Annotated in this window: 19 protein-coding genes and 1 pseudogene; all 20 read left to right on the top strand. The window is 49.5% G+C overall.

The features are described from left to right. Positions 1 to 369: a hypothetical protein gene (locus tag DSOL_RS15510; protein WP_075365740.1), complete on the top strand. Its 369-nt coding sequence runs from the start codon at positions 1 to 3 to the stop codon at positions 367 to 369. Beyond that, positions 363 to 757: pseudogene (locus tag DSOL_RS15515) on the top strand (DUF4320 family protein). The gene DSOL_RS15510 and the pseudogene DSOL_RS15515 overlap by 7 nt, the downstream one beginning before the upstream one ends. After that, positions 754 to 1,299 (top strand): hypothetical protein, encoded by a 546-nt coding sequence (locus tag DSOL_RS15520; RefSeq protein WP_427854415.1) that lies wholly within the window; start codon positions 754 to 756, stop codon positions 1,297 to 1,299. The pseudogene DSOL_RS15515 and the gene DSOL_RS15520 overlap by 4 nt, the downstream one beginning before the upstream one ends. A 97-nt stretch (positions 1,300 to 1,396) precedes the next feature. Further along, entirely contained in the window at positions 1,397 to 1,939 is a 543-nt protein-coding gene (locus tag DSOL_RS15525) for a DUF6550 family protein (protein WP_075365742.1), read from the top strand. A 74-nt stretch (positions 1,940 to 2,013) separates the two neighbouring features. Then, complete coding sequence (locus tag DSOL_RS15530) at positions 2,014 to 3,741, top strand: DUF8193 domain-containing protein (protein WP_075365743.1); 1,728 nt, start codon at positions 2,014 to 2,016, stop codon at positions 3,739 to 3,741. A gap of 95 nt (positions 3,742 to 3,836) precedes the next feature. Continuing rightward, positions 3,837 to 4,178 carry a DUF3852 domain-containing protein gene (locus DSOL_RS15535; protein ID WP_075365744.1) on the top strand — a complete coding sequence of 114 codons (342 nt, stop codon included), beginning with the start codon at positions 3,837 to 3,839 and terminating at the stop codon, positions 4,176 to 4,178. A gap of 85 nt (positions 4,179 to 4,263) precedes the next feature. Continuing rightward, a complete protein-coding gene (locus tag DSOL_RS15540; protein WP_075365745.1) occupies positions 4,264 to 5,124 on the top strand; it encodes a conjugal transfer protein TrbL family protein in 861 nt (286 codons plus the stop codon). Positions 5,125 to 5,129: 5 nt separating this feature from the next. Then, positions 5,130 to 5,690, top strand: a complete 561-nt coding sequence (locus DSOL_RS15545) for a DUF7768 domain-containing protein (protein ID WP_170871524.1) — start codon at positions 5,130 to 5,132, stop codon at positions 5,688 to 5,690. Between the two features lie 13 nt (positions 5,691 to 5,703). Then, a complete protein-coding gene (locus tag DSOL_RS15550) occupies positions 5,704 to 5,970 on the top strand; it encodes a hypothetical protein (RefSeq protein WP_075365747.1) in 267 nt (88 codons plus the stop codon). Continuing rightward, positions 5,967 to 6,557, top strand: a complete 591-nt coding sequence (locus DSOL_RS15555; RefSeq protein WP_075365748.1) for a hypothetical protein — start codon at positions 5,967 to 5,969, stop codon at positions 6,555 to 6,557. The genes DSOL_RS15550 and DSOL_RS15555 overlap by 4 nt, the downstream gene beginning before the upstream one ends. Beyond that, entirely contained in the window at positions 6,550 to 8,382 is a 1,833-nt protein-coding gene (locus DSOL_RS15560) for a VirB4 family type IV secretion system protein (protein WP_075365749.1), read from the top strand. The genes DSOL_RS15555 and DSOL_RS15560 overlap by 8 nt, the downstream gene beginning before the upstream one ends. Next, positions 8,379 to 8,855: a hypothetical protein gene (locus DSOL_RS15565; protein WP_139314493.1), complete on the top strand. Its 477-nt coding sequence runs from the start codon at positions 8,379 to 8,381 to the stop codon at positions 8,853 to 8,855. Before DSOL_RS15560 ends, DSOL_RS15565 begins: the two co-directional genes overlap by 4 nt. A gap of 44 nt (positions 8,856 to 8,899) precedes the next feature. Further along, the gene (locus DSOL_RS15570; protein WP_075365750.1) at positions 8,900 to 9,928 is read left to right on the top strand and encodes an amidoligase family protein; all 1,029 of its coding nucleotides are present in this window, start codon (positions 8,900 to 8,902) and stop codon (positions 9,926 to 9,928) included. A 15-nt stretch (positions 9,929 to 9,943) separates the two neighbouring features. Beyond that, complete coding sequence (locus DSOL_RS15575) at positions 9,944 to 10,447, top strand: gamma-glutamylcyclotransferase family protein (protein ID WP_075365751.1); 504 nt, start codon at positions 9,944 to 9,946, stop codon at positions 10,445 to 10,447. A 4-nt stretch (positions 10,448 to 10,451) separates the two neighbouring features. Then, on the top strand, positions 10,452 to 11,543 hold the full coding sequence (locus DSOL_RS15580) for a M23 family metallopeptidase (RefSeq protein WP_075365752.1): 1,092 nt from the start codon (positions 10,452 to 10,454) through the stop codon (positions 11,541 to 11,543). A 15-nt stretch (positions 11,544 to 11,558) separates the two neighbouring features. Continuing rightward, entirely contained in the window at positions 11,559 to 12,239 is a 681-nt protein-coding gene (locus DSOL_RS15585) for a DUF6329 domain-containing protein (RefSeq protein ID WP_075365753.1), read from the top strand. Then, positions 12,185 to 12,877 carry a hypothetical protein gene (locus tag DSOL_RS15590; RefSeq protein WP_235838847.1) on the top strand — a complete coding sequence of 231 codons (693 nt, stop codon included), beginning with the start codon at positions 12,185 to 12,187 and terminating at the stop codon, positions 12,875 to 12,877. The genes DSOL_RS15585 and DSOL_RS15590 overlap by 55 nt, the downstream gene beginning before the upstream one ends. 14 nt (positions 12,878 to 12,891) lie before the next feature. After that, a complete protein-coding gene (locus tag DSOL_RS15595) occupies positions 12,892 to 13,263 on the top strand; it encodes a DUF6103 family protein (RefSeq protein ID WP_075365755.1) in 372 nt (123 codons plus the stop codon). 10 nt (positions 13,264 to 13,273) lie between these two features. Continuing rightward, the gene (locus DSOL_RS15600) at positions 13,274 to 13,639 is read left to right on the top strand and encodes a DUF3846 domain-containing protein (protein WP_075365756.1); all 366 of its coding nucleotides are present in this window, start codon (positions 13,274 to 13,276) and stop codon (positions 13,637 to 13,639) included. Positions 13,640 to 13,660: 21 nt separating this feature from the next. Further along, entirely contained in the window at positions 13,661 to 13,912 is a 252-nt protein-coding gene (locus DSOL_RS15605; RefSeq protein WP_075365757.1) for a DUF6103 family protein, read from the top strand. The last annotated feature ends 40 nt before the right edge of the window (positions 13,913 to 13,952 follow it).

Genomic DNA, 13,952 nt, shown 5'->3' on the forward strand with positions numbered 1-13,952 from the left:
ATGAATGATTTGACCTTAAGGTTTCAAGAAAAAATTACGGATGATTATAATACGTACATTGATGAGCTGATGACTAAGGAAAAAGAAAAATTAATTAGTCAGGCAGAGGAAATCAGCGCAGTACACCAGATTTATGAAGCCTTGAAGACTGATGTTCACATGGAAAATCGTCAATTAGAATACCTGCTGAAATTTAAACAACCGCTGATGATGATCCATGACCAGTGTCTGCTTATGGAAAATGACCTATCATACGCATTAGAGACTCTGATTAATGATATATGTGATAGGAAGGATATTGAGCAAGACTATCCGATGATGGATGATCTAAGAGAGGCTGAACAGAACAAGGGGGTGCAGATGTGCTGAAAATACTGAAAACTAAGGGCGGCGAGGGATATATCGATGTGGCGGTGCTGGTGCTTTGCGCCATGTTGGTAATCGCCCTCGCCGTCAAAGTGTTCCCCGTGTATATCGCCAAAAATCAGCTGGACACCTTTGCAAGCGAGCTTTGCCGTGAGGCAGAGATTGCAGGCAGGGTCGGCAGCGAAACCACCCAAAGGGCGCAGGTGCTGAAAGAAAAAGCAGGGCTGAATCCTGTCATTACATGGTCAAAGACCGGTAAAATCCAGCTTGATGAGGAATTCACGGTGACAGTAACCATGCAAGCCGACATCGGTCTCTTCGGAGGCTTCGGCTCCTTTCCCATTACACTCAAGGCACAGCCACAGGCAAAAGCGAGGTGTATTGGAAGTGACAAAAATATATGGTATAATAAGGAATAAAAAAGGCTCGTCATTTCCCTTGATTGTGGCCATTGCCCTTGCACTTGTAATCATCGTGTGCGGCATATCCGAGTACATGCGGCTGATGATTATCGCGTCAGGTGTTCGGGACGCGGTGCAGTCCGCCATTATTTCGACAGTAAACGACAACTATGATGATGTCTATCACGGTGTTCGTGAAGGTTACTCCGGAGGCTATAAACCGAGCAGTTCCTCATGGAGCGCCAGCATAGACTACGGCGACATTTACGGACGACTTGATCAAACCCTCGGGCTGAGGCCTGAAAGCGGATATCATGTGAAGTATGCGGGCGAGGCTGTGGAGTTTAAGCTCTCCGGGCTGTCTGTGGACGTCACTAATGCACCGCTTGCACCCTCCGATCCCGGCAGCGTACAGAGTTTTCTCGCCGATGCGGTAGTCCAGTTGGAGGTTCCGGTGTCATTTGGCGGCAAATCCCTGCCGCCCATGCGCATAAAACTTAAGGTGCAGGCAAAATATATGCCTTTATTTTAACTGTATTACAATTTAAATAGACTTTCGAAAGCTCTTGTGGTAGGGTGTGGTATGTAAGAAACTGTCAAGAGCAAATATGAAAAGGAGGTCAACCTTTATGAAAAACCTATCCGACAAAAATAAGAGATGGCTGACCATCGCCGGACTCGGCGTTGTGTGCATAGCTCTCATTATAGCAATATCCTCACAATTCAAAACGAAAGCGCCGGTGGACGACGCGGTTGCTCCAGCGTCCACGGCTATAGGAGAGGTCAATCCAAGCCCTGTTGTCAGTAATCCGGCAGGAGAAAAAGATGTGGTCGTTCAGGCCAATGAGCCAACCACGACATCAACGGAAACGCCGGGCACTGCAGTCTCTACAGGTACAGAGCAGACCATTCAGCCAGACCCGGTGAAACCGGAGGCTCCAGCAAAGAAGCCAACGCCGCAGGGTGAGACCACCAATCCCAGCAAGGCTCCCACATACAAACCTGAGGATACTACAGTGAGCAAACCGCCAGAACCCAAGGGCGGGGAGAAAAAAGACGGCAAGGTTTATCTCCCCGGCTTCGGATGGGTAACCGAAACAGGTGGCTCGGGTACAACAGTGGGGAATCCAGGTGATGAGCTTACCGGCAATAAGGTGGGGAGTATGGATTAATCATCAACAATTGAATAAACCATTTCAAGAAGCACAGCAAAAATACTGTGCTTCTTGCTATTTAAGGAGGCATTATGAAACGAATACTTAGCATTTTTATTATGCTGGCCTTATCGCTGACCATACTGTTTCCACTCACTGCTTATGCTGTCGGTGAAGGCAACATTGATTCTGGAGGCGGGGGGATGGGCAGCGGCACCAACGAAAACTATTGGAATACAGGTGACGAAGGCGTACGGGTTACAGTGGTCAGAGCAAGCGATCATGCAGTGGTTACCACTCCTGTAGATTTCACAAATAAAAGTCCAGATAATATACAGGCACATTTTGGAAAAGTCAGCAAAATATCTTATACAAATGGTTTTTCTCTGACACCTAATGCACAAACATACACCTATGTAAACCCCTCTAAAGTTCTCCCGCGCATCATTAGCTCTGGCAGCGGAAATGCAAACATTGAAGCCATTAAAAGCTACTTCACAGATGAGCTAATAGTAAGATATATCTCATCTATTACAGGCTTTAATTACGACACACTCATCAACGGAGATTACAAAATCCTGCTGGAACCCATCGCTTACATGACCTTCCAAGGTGTGAGAATTGCTGTTACTGCAACTGAAGCTGCCCTATATGACCAGCAGCTGGGCGGCGGTTTGCGCAGCAAGATGGTGTCTCTTTCGCATAAGAACCTGCCACTGGCTATGTTTCTTGAAACGCCAGACCTTGGCTATCCCGCATGGTCTGGCTCCACAACCAGCAGCGCATCCAATGCTGATATTATTTCGTCTCTCGGTCTTGGCATCGTGCGGTTTTCTGAGGCAGAACCTCCGGTGGTCAGTTCCCATAGCTACACTTACCGGGTCAATACGGAGGTTATCACCTCGGTAACGGTCAGCGGCGGTCAGTCCGATCCCGACCATCCGGTGACGGTGCGTTTCACCATCGGAGGCAGAACTTATACGGTCGGCAATGTGTATTACCCTGATGGCGACAGCCAACTGGTGTGGGTGCGATGGACAACACCGTCCACCCCGCAGACTATGACAATTAATGTGTCTGTTACAGGCAGCGGCAGGGCAAGCCAAGGAACCATCACTGCCAACATTGTAGACCTGTCTGGAAACGATCCCCCTAATCCCGTTGCTGATGACCGCAATGATTCCTACTCCCGTCCAAGTGTTCCAAATAACCCGCAGAAAACATCTTCTTCATGGGGAATATGGAGCGCACGCTGGCATGCGTATTGGGTGTGGGTCTCCGACTGGAATTGGTACAGTGACGTAGATGAGGGTGGTCATTGGGAGGATGATGGCAGTTGGGAAGATCACGGTTGGTGGGACTTTGGCTGGAATTCTTACTCGGCGAGTCTCTCGGCGTCCATGAGTATCGTCCCTGACGCCAAAGCGCCGACCGCGTCAGGAAAAACTATGAAATCAGGATATGGTGTCAATCAAACCACCACCGCCAATGTCAGCACGAATCAATCTTCGGCGGTGACCGGAGCCCAGACTGCCGTGACCTACTTTCCCGAGTTCCGGTATCAAACTTATTGGCGTTTGCTGGAGCGAACAAGCAGCGGCTATAACGCCAAGTTTGAGTTTGCCAAGAACAAATACTCAACCTATAACCGGCGAACTCATTTCACACCGATCTGGATGTCGGACGGAAGTTATACCCCATACACCTATCTGATCGACTGCTGGACACCGAGCGGAATGCTCAGTATCAACCTTACCGACTCGGTGACCATCAGCGGCAACCTGTGGTCGGACTGGCATATTGCGCCGGTTAAACCCTAAAAAAATATCATCAGGAAAAGAACACGATCGTAAGGTAAGCATGAAGCCTTGCGGTCTTTTCTTTAACGATAAAAAATGAAAGGTGGTAAAATTTCATGAAAAAAAGGAAGAAACTCTTACTCATCCTCTGCATTACCATGCTGCTGGTTTCCATATTCGGCGTGACTGCTTATGCCGCGCCTTCAGGAGATGTGGCGGGAGCCATTGAGGGAACATGGACGGCAGCATCGCAGCAAATTAAAACCGTGGTTAACAAGGTTATATTCCCCGCAATTGACTTGATACTCGCGGTGTTTTTCTTTGCCAAATTGGGTACGACGTACTTCGACTATAGAAAACACGGGCAGTTTGAGTGGGCGGCTCCGGCCATCCTGTTTGCCTGCCTTGTGTTTACCTTGACGGCTCCAATCTATATCTGGAGCATCCTGGGGATGTGATAAATAAATTAAAACTAAGAAGAAAAAAGGTCAGATATTTAGACGAGAAGTTTAACAGTCTGACCTTTTTTGGAGGTGAATTACTTTGTTTATATGGGATTTTGTCGCGGACACTGTCCTCGGCCAGATCATGGACTGGATTTATGCCCAACTTGTCGGCTTCCTCGGCGAGTTTTTCGCCATGATGGGCAATATGGGAGCTGAACTGTTTGACATGAGCTGGGTGCAGGCCATCGTGCTGTTCTTCTCCTATCTCGCGTGGGCGCTTTACGGGACAGGACTGGTGGTTTCCGTTTTTGAATGCGGTATCGAATACCAAAGCGGCAGAGGCAGCATCAAAGACACCGCCTTAAACGCCATCAAAGGATTTATGGCTGTGAATCTATTTAATATTGTACCGGTGGAGCTATACAAACTGGCCATCTCTTTACAGGGCAGCTTCACGTCCGGCATCACCGGGATTATCGGTGCAAACGGAGGCATCAGCACCATGTCCGCTGCCGCATTGACCAACCTGGGCGGGCTTGGACTCAACCCTATTATGGGGATATTTATTGTCATCCTCATGGGCTATGCGATTATTAAAGTGTTTTTTGCAAATCTGAAACGCGGCGGCATCCTACTGATACAGATTGCAGTGGGCAGCCTATATATGTTCAGTGTCCCAAGAGGATATATAGACGGCTTTGTAAGTTGGTGTAAGCAGGTCATCGGGCTGTGCCTGACCGCGTTTTTACAGGCCACCATCCTCGTTGCTGGATTGATGGTGTTTAATAGCAACATGCTTCTCGGCCTTGGACTCATGCTGGCAAGTTCGGAAATTCCTCGAATTGCCGGTCAGTTTGGGCTGGACACCAGCACGAAAGGCAATCTCATGAGTACCATCTATGCGGCGCAGTCTGCTGTCAATATTACAAGAACAGTAGTACAGGCGGTGGCGAAGTGATAGACATGGAACTGGTGTATATCGCCAGTCCCTATGCCGGTGATATCGAATACAACATAAAAATGGCAAAGAAATACTGTCGTTACGCGATGGAATGCGGATACACTCCGGTTGCCGTCCACCTCCTCTATCCAACTTTTCTGAATGATTCCAATCCTGTTGAGAGAGCCATCGGCATTAAAATGGGACTTCACGTACTTGCCGCATGTGAAGAATTATGGGTGTGCGGCAACCGTGTATCTGAGGGCATGAAAATAGAAATTGCCGAAGCCAAAAGGCTCGGCATCAAAGTAAAATACATCAAATCAATCGAAAATCAAGGAGTGATGAATATGAAGCAATACGGTGTTTGGGCAAAACGCAGTGCCGCCTCTATCTGCGGAGCAGCGGAGGCTTGGCTCAAGTCAGACGGAAAGCCCATGACCTTTGATACCTATGAGGAAGCTGCCGAGAAAGCAAGCATGCTCATGAAAAACATCGGTACGGCGAATGTCTCTTACTTTCTCAAGGAGATGGAGCCGGAACTGGATGAAGCGACATCTTCCGGCATGAATATGAAGCTGTAAGGAGGGCTGAGTCATGTATATTTACCCCGATAATTTAAAGTCCAAAGCGGTACTGTGGCTGTGGCAGCTTCGGGACATTGGCATCATCGGCATCGGGTGTCTTATCTCTGTTTTTGCGCTGGCACAGCTCGGCCTCCTGCTGCCGATAGTGGCGACTGCCCTTTATGGCTTTCTCACCATCCGGTTTGAGGACACAAGCATCCTTGATTTTATCAAATATGCCTGCGCCTTTTTTCTAACCAAGCAGCAATTTTATGAATGGAGGTACACGGAACAATGAGCAGAAAAGAAAAAAAGACAGCTAAGCAAAAGCTGGCCACACGGCAGCTCATCGGTACCAAAGCCATCACCGACTACAGCCTTTTGACCTACGGTCATGGCGAGCTGGTGTATTTTATTATAAAGCCATCGAACATTTCCGTACTGTCCGAGGCCAGCATCTCGGCACGGATTTATGCACTCATGACTGTCCTCAAGGGTATGGCCGAGATCGAAATGTGCTGCCTCAATTCCCGCGAGAACTTCGAGGATAACAAGCGGTTCCTGCGACAGCGCACCGAACAGGAGGACATTCCGGCCATCCGCAAGTTGCTGGAAGAAGATCTGACCCACCTCGACCGCATACAGGTGCAGATGGCGACTGCAAGAGAATTTCTTATCATTATAAGGCTGCGGAATGAAAAACAGAGCGAAGTATTCCCGTATTTGAACCGCATTGAGAAAACCTTGCGGGAGCAGGGATTCTCGGTCAAGCGTGCCGGAAGCGAGGACATCAAGCGCATTCTCGCTGTGTATTTCGAGCAGAACGTGACCACCGAGAAGTTCGAGGACTTCGACGGAGAAAGATGGGTGATTTTAAATGAATAAGGATAGAAAGGAGCAAACAACGCAGAAGTCCGACGACGTCCGCATCCAAGAATTTCTTGATATGATTTCCCCGTCCGTGATTAAGTTTTTCACGGACTATTTTATTTGCGGTAACACATACCGCTGTGTTTGGGCACTCAGGGAATACCCCACAGCCACCGAGGAACAGGCTATCCTGCGTCACCTTGGTGAAAAAGACGGCATCACCCTGCGCATCTACACCCGCCATGTCACACCGGTCGAGGAAAAGAAAATCATATCTAACGCGGCGAACAAAAACCGCATGAAACGCAGTAACACCAATGATTTGCAGCAGACTGTCACCGCCGAGAGCAACCTGCAGGATGTGGCAAATATCGTAGCCAGCATGCACCGGAACAAGGAACCGCTGCTCCATGCCGCTGTGTATATTGAACTATCAGCACATGACCTTGACCAACTGAAGCTGCTGCAGACCGAAGTTTTGACCGAACTCATCCGATCGAAGCTTAATGTTGACCGCCTCATGCTGCGCCAACAGCAAGGCTTTATTTGTGTCATGCCCTCCGGATGGAATGTGTTCGGCGATCAGTTTGAGCGGGTGCTGCCAGCATCATCAGTCGCAAATTTATATCCGTTCAATTACAGTGGTAAAACCGATGCCAATGGCTTTTATTTAGGGAGGGATAAGTTCGGCAGCAATATCCTCGTGGATTTCAATAAACGTGCCGATGACAAGACCAACGCCAACATTCTAATCCTTGGCAACAGCGGTCAGGGGAAGTCCTATTTATTGAAACTCGTCCTCACAAATCTAAGGCAGTCCGGCATGCATGTGCTGGCTCTTGATCCCGAAATGGAGTACGAGGATTTGACCAATAACCTCGGCGGCTGCTTTATTGACCTTATGAGCGGCGAGTACATCATCAATGTTCTGGAGCCGAAAACATGGGATGAAAACGGCGATCCCAAGGATGCAGAAGCGCCTCAGGCGTTTCGCTGCTCATCGAAACTCAGCCAGCATATCAGCTTTCTCAAGGACTTTTTCAGAACCTACAAGGACTTCGACGACAGGCAGATCGATACCATCGAGATCATGCTCGGCAAGCTCTACGATAAATGGGGCATTACCGACCGCAGCAATTTTGACAGGCTCAAACCCACTGATTACCCCATCCTGTCCGACCTGTACGAGCTGATCGAGGCTGAGTATAAAGCCTTCGACGAGAGCAAGCGCCAGCTCTATACCGCAAAGCTGTTGCAGGAGATTCTCCTTGGACTCCACTCCATATGCAAGGGTGCGGAGTCTAAATTTTTTGACGGACACACCAACATTACAGGCAGCCATTTCATCACTTTTGGTGTGAAAGGACTGCTACAAGCCAGCAAAAATATCCGTAACGCTCTGCTGTTTAACGTGCTGTCCTTTATGAGCAATGAACTGCTGACCACCGGCAACACGGTTGCCAGCATTGATGAATTTTACCTTTTCCTAACCAACCTGACAGCAGTGGAGTATATCCGAAACTTCATGAAACGTGTGAGGAAGAAGGACTCTGCTGTCATCCTTGCATCTCAGAATCTGGAGGACTTCAATATCGACGGCATCCGGGAGTATACCAAGCCCCTGTTCTCCATCCCGACCCACCAGTTCCTGTTTAACGCAGGCAGCATTGATGCCAAATTCTATATTGACACCCTGCAGCTTGAACAGAGCGAATACAATCTCATCCGTTACCCGCAGCGCGGCGTGTGCCTGTACAAATGCGGCAATGAGCGGTACAACCTCATGGTTCAGGCTCCAGAGCATAAGGCGAAGCTGTTCGGAAAGGCAGGCGGTCGATGATGGAACAGCTCGAACAATACAGAGAAAAAAAGCAGCCGCTCCTAGACGACATGCTCCGGTTCATCACCTTTCAACCCAATCGTGAGCAGGACATCATGTCTATGATGCAAAACTATCTCAATGCCGAACCAACTGACCGTCCCAAAATTTTGGAAAGCCTGATGCAGTGTGTTCGCGATGAGGATTATCCTGATCCTCACCTTGGCTCCTACCCCTATACGGAAGCAGACGTAGTGGAATGCGGAAGAATTCTGGATAGCTACATCGACCGCCTGATTGCCTGCAGAGAAGCCGGAAGCACTGAGAAAATCCCTCGGTGCATGGAACAGGTCACAAAAGAGATCAACATCTCCTTCATGAAAAAACAGGGCAGCATCTTGTCGATACTTGGCGGCGGGAGGAACTGTGCGCCTTCATTGAGGGAGCTGCGAAAGCAGCCGGTCTGGAGCCTCCGGAGCAGCAGGGCGACATGACTTTTCAGTGGAGGATGTGGTAGCTGCAAAGGAGGTGCAGTCAATTGGATATAAAAGATCAACGCTTCGGCATTGAAATTGAGCTGACAGGACTGTCTCGCCAGCGAGCCGCGCAGGTTTTGTCGGATCATTTCGGCACGCGCCTGTGCCATGACGGCGGCAGTTACGATACCTATTCTGTTCTGGACAGTCAAAGCCGTAAGTGGAAAATTGTGAGCGATGCGAGTATTAATGAAGAATGCAAGCAAGGCAGAGCCGATTCCACCTATCGTGTTGAAATGGTTAGTCCCATCTGTAAATACGAGGATATCGAAACCATACAGGAGATTATACGCAGGCTCCGTGGGGCGGGCGCAATCGCTAACTCAAGCTGTGGCATTCACATTCATGTGGACGCTTCGCCCCACAACGCCAACACTCTGCGCAACATCACCAACATCATGGCGAGCAAGGAAGATCTGATCTACAAAGCGCTGCAGGTCAATGTGTCCCGTGAACACAGTTATTGCAAAAAGGTTGACGAACGTTTTCTGGAGGAACTCAACCGCAAGAAGCCGAGAACCCTGGATGACGTCAGCCGGATCTGGTACAACGGCGAGGACGGCAGATACCAGCATTATCACAACAGCCGGTATCATTGTTTGAACCTTCACAGCGTATTTTCCAAAGGTACGATTGAGTTCCGTTTGTTCAACAGCACCACCCATGCCGGGAAGATCAAGGCATATGTTCAGCTCTGCCTCGCCATCAGCCATCAGGCGCTCTCCCAACGCTGCGCCAGCCGCACCAAAACTCAAAGTACAAATGAGAAATATACCTTTCGCACATGGTTGTTGCGGCTTGGACTGATCGGCGATGAATTCAAAACGGCAAGGCTTCATCTGCTGGAGCATCTGGACGGCTGCATTGCATGGAAAGACCCCGCGCAGGCCGAACTACAAAAGGAACGGTTAAGGCAGAAAAAAGAAAAGGAACATGAGCAGGCAGCCGCCGCAACGCCGACTGAACAAAATCAAGAGGATACCGAACAGACCGAGGCCGAAGAAAGCCCCGGTTTTTCTATGTCCATGTAGGAGGACTGATCAAAAATGAAAAATAAAACCCTGTACATTGCCTACGGCAGCAATCTCAACCTGCCGCAGATGGCGTTCCGTTGCCCCACTGCCAAGGTGGTTGGCGCAAGCGAAATCAAGGACTATGAGCTGTTGTTCCGTGGCGGTCGCCAAGGATCGGTGGCAACGGTCGAACCTCTAAAAGGCAGCAATGTCTCCGTGTTGTTGTGGACGCTGAAAGAAAAAGATTTAGAGGCTCTCGACCGCTACGAGGGATACCCGTCCTTTTACCGCAAGGGAATCCTCGACGTAGAGCTGGGCGGCAAAAATGTCCCAGCTATGGTGTACATCATGAATGACGGACACCCCTTCGGTTCGCCTTCGGATTATTATCTGAGCACCATCTTGGAGGGCTACAAAAGCGCAGGATTTGACACCGAATATTTAGAACAGGCGGTGGAGAAATCCATCCGGCTAGCACAAGAGCAGCAGGAAATGGAGCCGGAGCAGAATACCCTGTTTGGCCTGAAATGGTGGTGATGGTATGGCTGATCCCGCAACGATTACCCTTGCGGTCAAAGCGGCTGTGGCTGCTGCTACCGACAAGCGGACATGGAAAGTCATAGGCGGCATCATCGCCGCCGCCCTTACGCCGCTGATTTTGGTTATTGTGATGATTGTGATCCTGCTCTCGGCTGCGGCTGAACACAACAACGCTGCTATTGATTTGTGCTTCAAAGGCGGTGCAATCTCTTCGCAGGTTCCCGCTGACTATGCGGACTATATCCGCGATATGCGTAACAACTTCTCGAAACTGAACACGGCAATGACAGATATATCCGCTGGGATGGAGGACGGCAGTCTTGACAGTACAAGAGTTAAGGCTGTTTTTTATTCCCTGTTTTTCGGCGCGGATAATTTGCGGATGAGCAGCTCTGACTACAGAGCCTTTGCCGACTGCTTCGTGCGGTATGAGAAACACACCCGTACTGTGGACAATGGCGACGGCACCACCTCGGAAGAAGAATACACGGTGGTCGTGCCACTGAAATCCCTGCCGGAAATTTACGCAAATCTCGAAAAAACTCTCGGCAGGACGATCACCAATGAGGAACAGGCCAACGCATCGGAAATTTATTACCGCATTAAATACGGCGGCAGCGTACCAACCTACGGCGATGATTTCAACAAATGGGCAAACGGATTGCCGTTATCCGACGCGCCCTTTATCGGCGTAGACGGTTTCTGTTCTCCACTCGGTGAAAACTGGCGCAGTATGGTGACGTCTGAATTCGGTTACAGGATTGACCCGTTTACCGGCAAGAGCGCAGGACATACCGGAATTGACCTGGGTGCTCCAAAAGGCACTCCGATCCATGCGGCACTGGACGGCACGGTGCAGTTTGTCAGGTACAAGACCACCGGCTACGGTTACCATCTGGCCATCGACCATGGCGGCGGTTTTGTCACTCTCTACGGCCACTGCTCCAAAATCCTCGTTACCGAGGGGCAGAAGGTCAAGGCCGGTGACATCATCGCCGAGGTCGGTTCTACAGGCCGCAGCACCGGGAACCACCTGCACTTTGAGGTGCGAATTAACGGCGAAATGAAAAATCCAAGAAGCTATCTGCCATAAAGGAGGGCAATAAACATGCTAAAAACCAAGGCAATCTTTGAAAGAAAAACCGATGATTTTGAGCCGAAGGATTGTATCATCGAAAAGACAGTCCGGCTGACAGCCGCAAAGTACGATGTGTTCTCAAAAAACATGCTGGCCGACTATGACTTTATCAAGGACAACATCGACCTTATGCATTGCGACAGTCAAGGCGCATACCACTGCCTGCTGGTGGTCGGTGAGGATAGACCGGATGGTCTGCTTATCGAGTCAGAGGGGTATGGATACGGGCGCTACTCGGCATTTCTGCCCAACGCCGCCGACTTTTTGGAGGCGCATCCGGAGCAGGAACAGGCAAAGAAAGAACAGCAATCCGCTCCGGACTTCAAGCTCCAAGACCTGATGCGCATCCCTTTGGAGGACATTCACCTCGTCCACAGTGATGAGGACATCGAGCTGGCAACCATCGTGGAACTGAAATCCGATACGCTGACGGAGGCAGGCCGCAAGGAATGGGCTGACGTTCTGAACGCTGATGTGGTGCGTATCTTTGACGGAATCTACGGCGTACAGGTGGAGTGCAATGGTGTTGATCCGCAGCGCCTTTCTGACTTTTCGTTCATGCTGGCTGGTCAATGTTCTTCGCAGGATTATGAGAAATGGGTGGCGCAGGAGCCGCCGGAAGCGCCGGATATGCAGATGAAGCAACTGTAAACAAGCACCGTGCATCAAGGGAGGTGGTGAAATTGAGTAGAACAAAAAACAATGAAAGTTCCGAAGCGGAGCTGCAAAAATCCTTTGATCAATGGGATGCTTTATATGAATTTGGCGGTCATGATCCTTTCTGGCCGGACGGTGTGAACCTAAATCTTGTGCGAAACCACATTCTCTATTACAAAAAACAGATTGAAGAAAGCTGTGAGCCGGAGAACTATCCCGCCATTTATCATCGAGAAAGCCCTCCGGAAGTCTCGCAGGATTACATGGCCAGAGCAGATGAAATCAGAGAGAATGCCAAGCATTCTCTCGCACTTTATAAGCAGGATGAAAACTACTGTTTTTTGCTGACAAGGGTTGACCGCATTGATCCCAAGGAGGCAAAGCGGCTCTGCGTGAGAAACGTGATCAACTATACCAAGAGTTTGGAAGCTGCCATCGCTTCGGACGACCTTGTGACCATGCGGCGGCATGAAAATTCTGAAAGATACCTGCCGTCCTTCGAGCAGTGCGCCCAGCGTGTGCGGGAGCTGAAGCTACCTGAAAATGAGCAGCTCTCCCTGTTTTCGCTGCTGCTGGAGGACGAGGATGAGCCATGGGAGGAAGAAGAAAGCACCATGAGCATGAATTTTTAAGGAGGCAATGAGCCATGAGAGAAACTGAACTGAAGATACTGTTCCCAACGGAGAGGCTGGACGCGCTCCGTTTTTTTATCGGTAAAAAGGAGCTGACTGTTGAGCAGGAGCTAAAGGATTATCTTGATAAAACCTACGAGCGGATTGTCCCCGCCAATGTTCGGGAGTATGTGGAAAACCGGCTTGATCAAACACCGACACAGGAGGAAGCGTCCGAACAGGAGGCGCAGGAGTCTCAGCCGGAGCCACAGAGGGAGCGTCAGTCAAGGCAATCCCGCCGCCAACGTGAGCAGACGGCGGCTGAAGCTGCCCCTGCTCCAGAATCCCAGACGGAAGACGCAGCCCCTACCGAGGAAGAAAACCAAGGCATGAGTATGAGTATATAAGGAGGAAGCCATGGAGAAAACAATCAAAGTGTTAATGGTCGAACCGTTAAAAGAACCCTATCCTGCTATGATTAAAAACACCTTGGAGGGATTGCAAAACGTTGTTGGCGGTCTGATTGAGCCAATCTATATGGAGAACGACGTAGCCCTTGTCTGCAACGAGGAAGCGAAGCTCATAGGATTGGAGGGAAACCGTTCTCTTGAAAATGACATTATCGCCGGAACCTTCCTCGTGGTTGGCAGCAATGATGAGGGCGAGTTTATATCTCTGCCCGAAGATAAAATGCAGCAGTACAACGAAAGGTTTCAAAAGCCGGAGGTCTTCACTAAGGAACAAGTGGATGATACAATCGGCTTCACATTCATAAACTTTTAATTTTGAAGGGAGATATTTACCATGAAAAAAGCAATGATTCAAATTAAATTTGATGAAGAAAGGCTGAATGCCATCAAACAGTACATGAGCAAAAAAGATGCTTCCCTCGATACGGAGTTGGACGATGTCATGCAGAAGCTCTATGAAAAACACGTTCCTGCGCCCGTTCGTGAGTACATCGAAAACCGTGATTCTGAGGAACAGGAAAAACAAAAAAGACCGACTCGTCCCTCTACTTCCTCTGCTGCCAATAACAGTAGCAGTCCTGCATAAACAGCGGGCAAATAGTCACGGATTTGGCGGTTGTATCGCC

The organism is Desulfosporosinus metallidurans (genome assembly GCF_001936615.1).
Taxonomy (GTDB): domain Bacteria; phylum Bacillota; class Desulfitobacteriia; order Desulfitobacteriales; family Desulfitobacteriaceae; genus Desulfosporosinus; species Desulfosporosinus metallidurans.

Excerpts from the sequence above, each read along its gene's own strand:
- DSOL_RS15545 (WP_170871524.1), top strand. The coding sequence starts at position 5,130 with ATGGAACTGGTGTATATCGCCAGTCCCTATGCCGGTGATATCGAATAC.
- DSOL_RS15605 (WP_075365757.1), top strand. The coding sequence starts at position 13,661 with ATGAAAAAAGCAATGATTCAAATTAAATTTGATGAAGAAAGGCTGAAT.
- DSOL_RS15555 (WP_075365748.1), top strand. The coding sequence starts at position 5,967 with ATGAGCAGAAAAGAAAAAAAGACAGCTAAGCAAAAGCTGGCCACACGG.
- DSOL_RS15590 (WP_235838847.1), top strand. The coding sequence starts at position 12,185 with ATGGGTGGCGCAGGAGCCGCCGGAAGCGCCGGATATGCAGATGAAGCA.
- DSOL_RS15550 (WP_075365747.1), top strand. The coding sequence starts at position 5,704 with ATGTATATTTACCCCGATAATTTAAAGTCCAAAGCGGTACTGTGGCTG.
- DSOL_RS15585 (WP_075365753.1), top strand. The coding sequence starts at position 11,559 with ATGCTAAAAACCAAGGCAATCTTTGAAAGAAAAACCGATGATTTTGAG.
- DSOL_RS15600 (WP_075365756.1), top strand. The coding sequence starts at position 13,274 with ATGGAGAAAACAATCAAAGTGTTAATGGTCGAACCGTTAAAAGAACCC.
- DSOL_RS15580 (WP_075365752.1), top strand. The coding sequence starts at position 10,452 with ATGGCTGATCCCGCAACGATTACCCTTGCGGTCAAAGCGGCTGTGGCT.
- DSOL_RS15565 (WP_139314493.1), top strand. The coding sequence starts at position 8,379 with ATGATGGAACAGCTCGAACAATACAGAGAAAAAAAGCAGCCGCTCCTA.
- DSOL_RS15510 (WP_075365740.1), top strand. The coding sequence starts at position 1 with ATGAATGATTTGACCTTAAGGTTTCAAGAAAAAATTACGGATGATTAT.
- DSOL_RS15525 (WP_075365742.1), top strand. The coding sequence starts at position 1,397 with ATGAAAAACCTATCCGACAAAAATAAGAGATGGCTGACCATCGCCGGA.
- DSOL_RS15530 (WP_075365743.1), top strand. The coding sequence starts at position 2,014 with ATGAAACGAATACTTAGCATTTTTATTATGCTGGCCTTATCGCTGACC.
- DSOL_RS15575 (WP_075365751.1), top strand. The coding sequence starts at position 9,944 with ATGAAAAATAAAACCCTGTACATTGCCTACGGCAGCAATCTCAACCTG.
- DSOL_RS15595 (WP_075365755.1), top strand. The coding sequence starts at position 12,892 with ATGAGAGAAACTGAACTGAAGATACTGTTCCCAACGGAGAGGCTGGAC.
- DSOL_RS15535 (WP_075365744.1), top strand. The coding sequence starts at position 3,837 with ATGAAAAAAAGGAAGAAACTCTTACTCATCCTCTGCATTACCATGCTG.
- DSOL_RS15560 (WP_075365749.1), top strand. The coding sequence starts at position 6,550 with ATGAATAAGGATAGAAAGGAGCAAACAACGCAGAAGTCCGACGACGTC.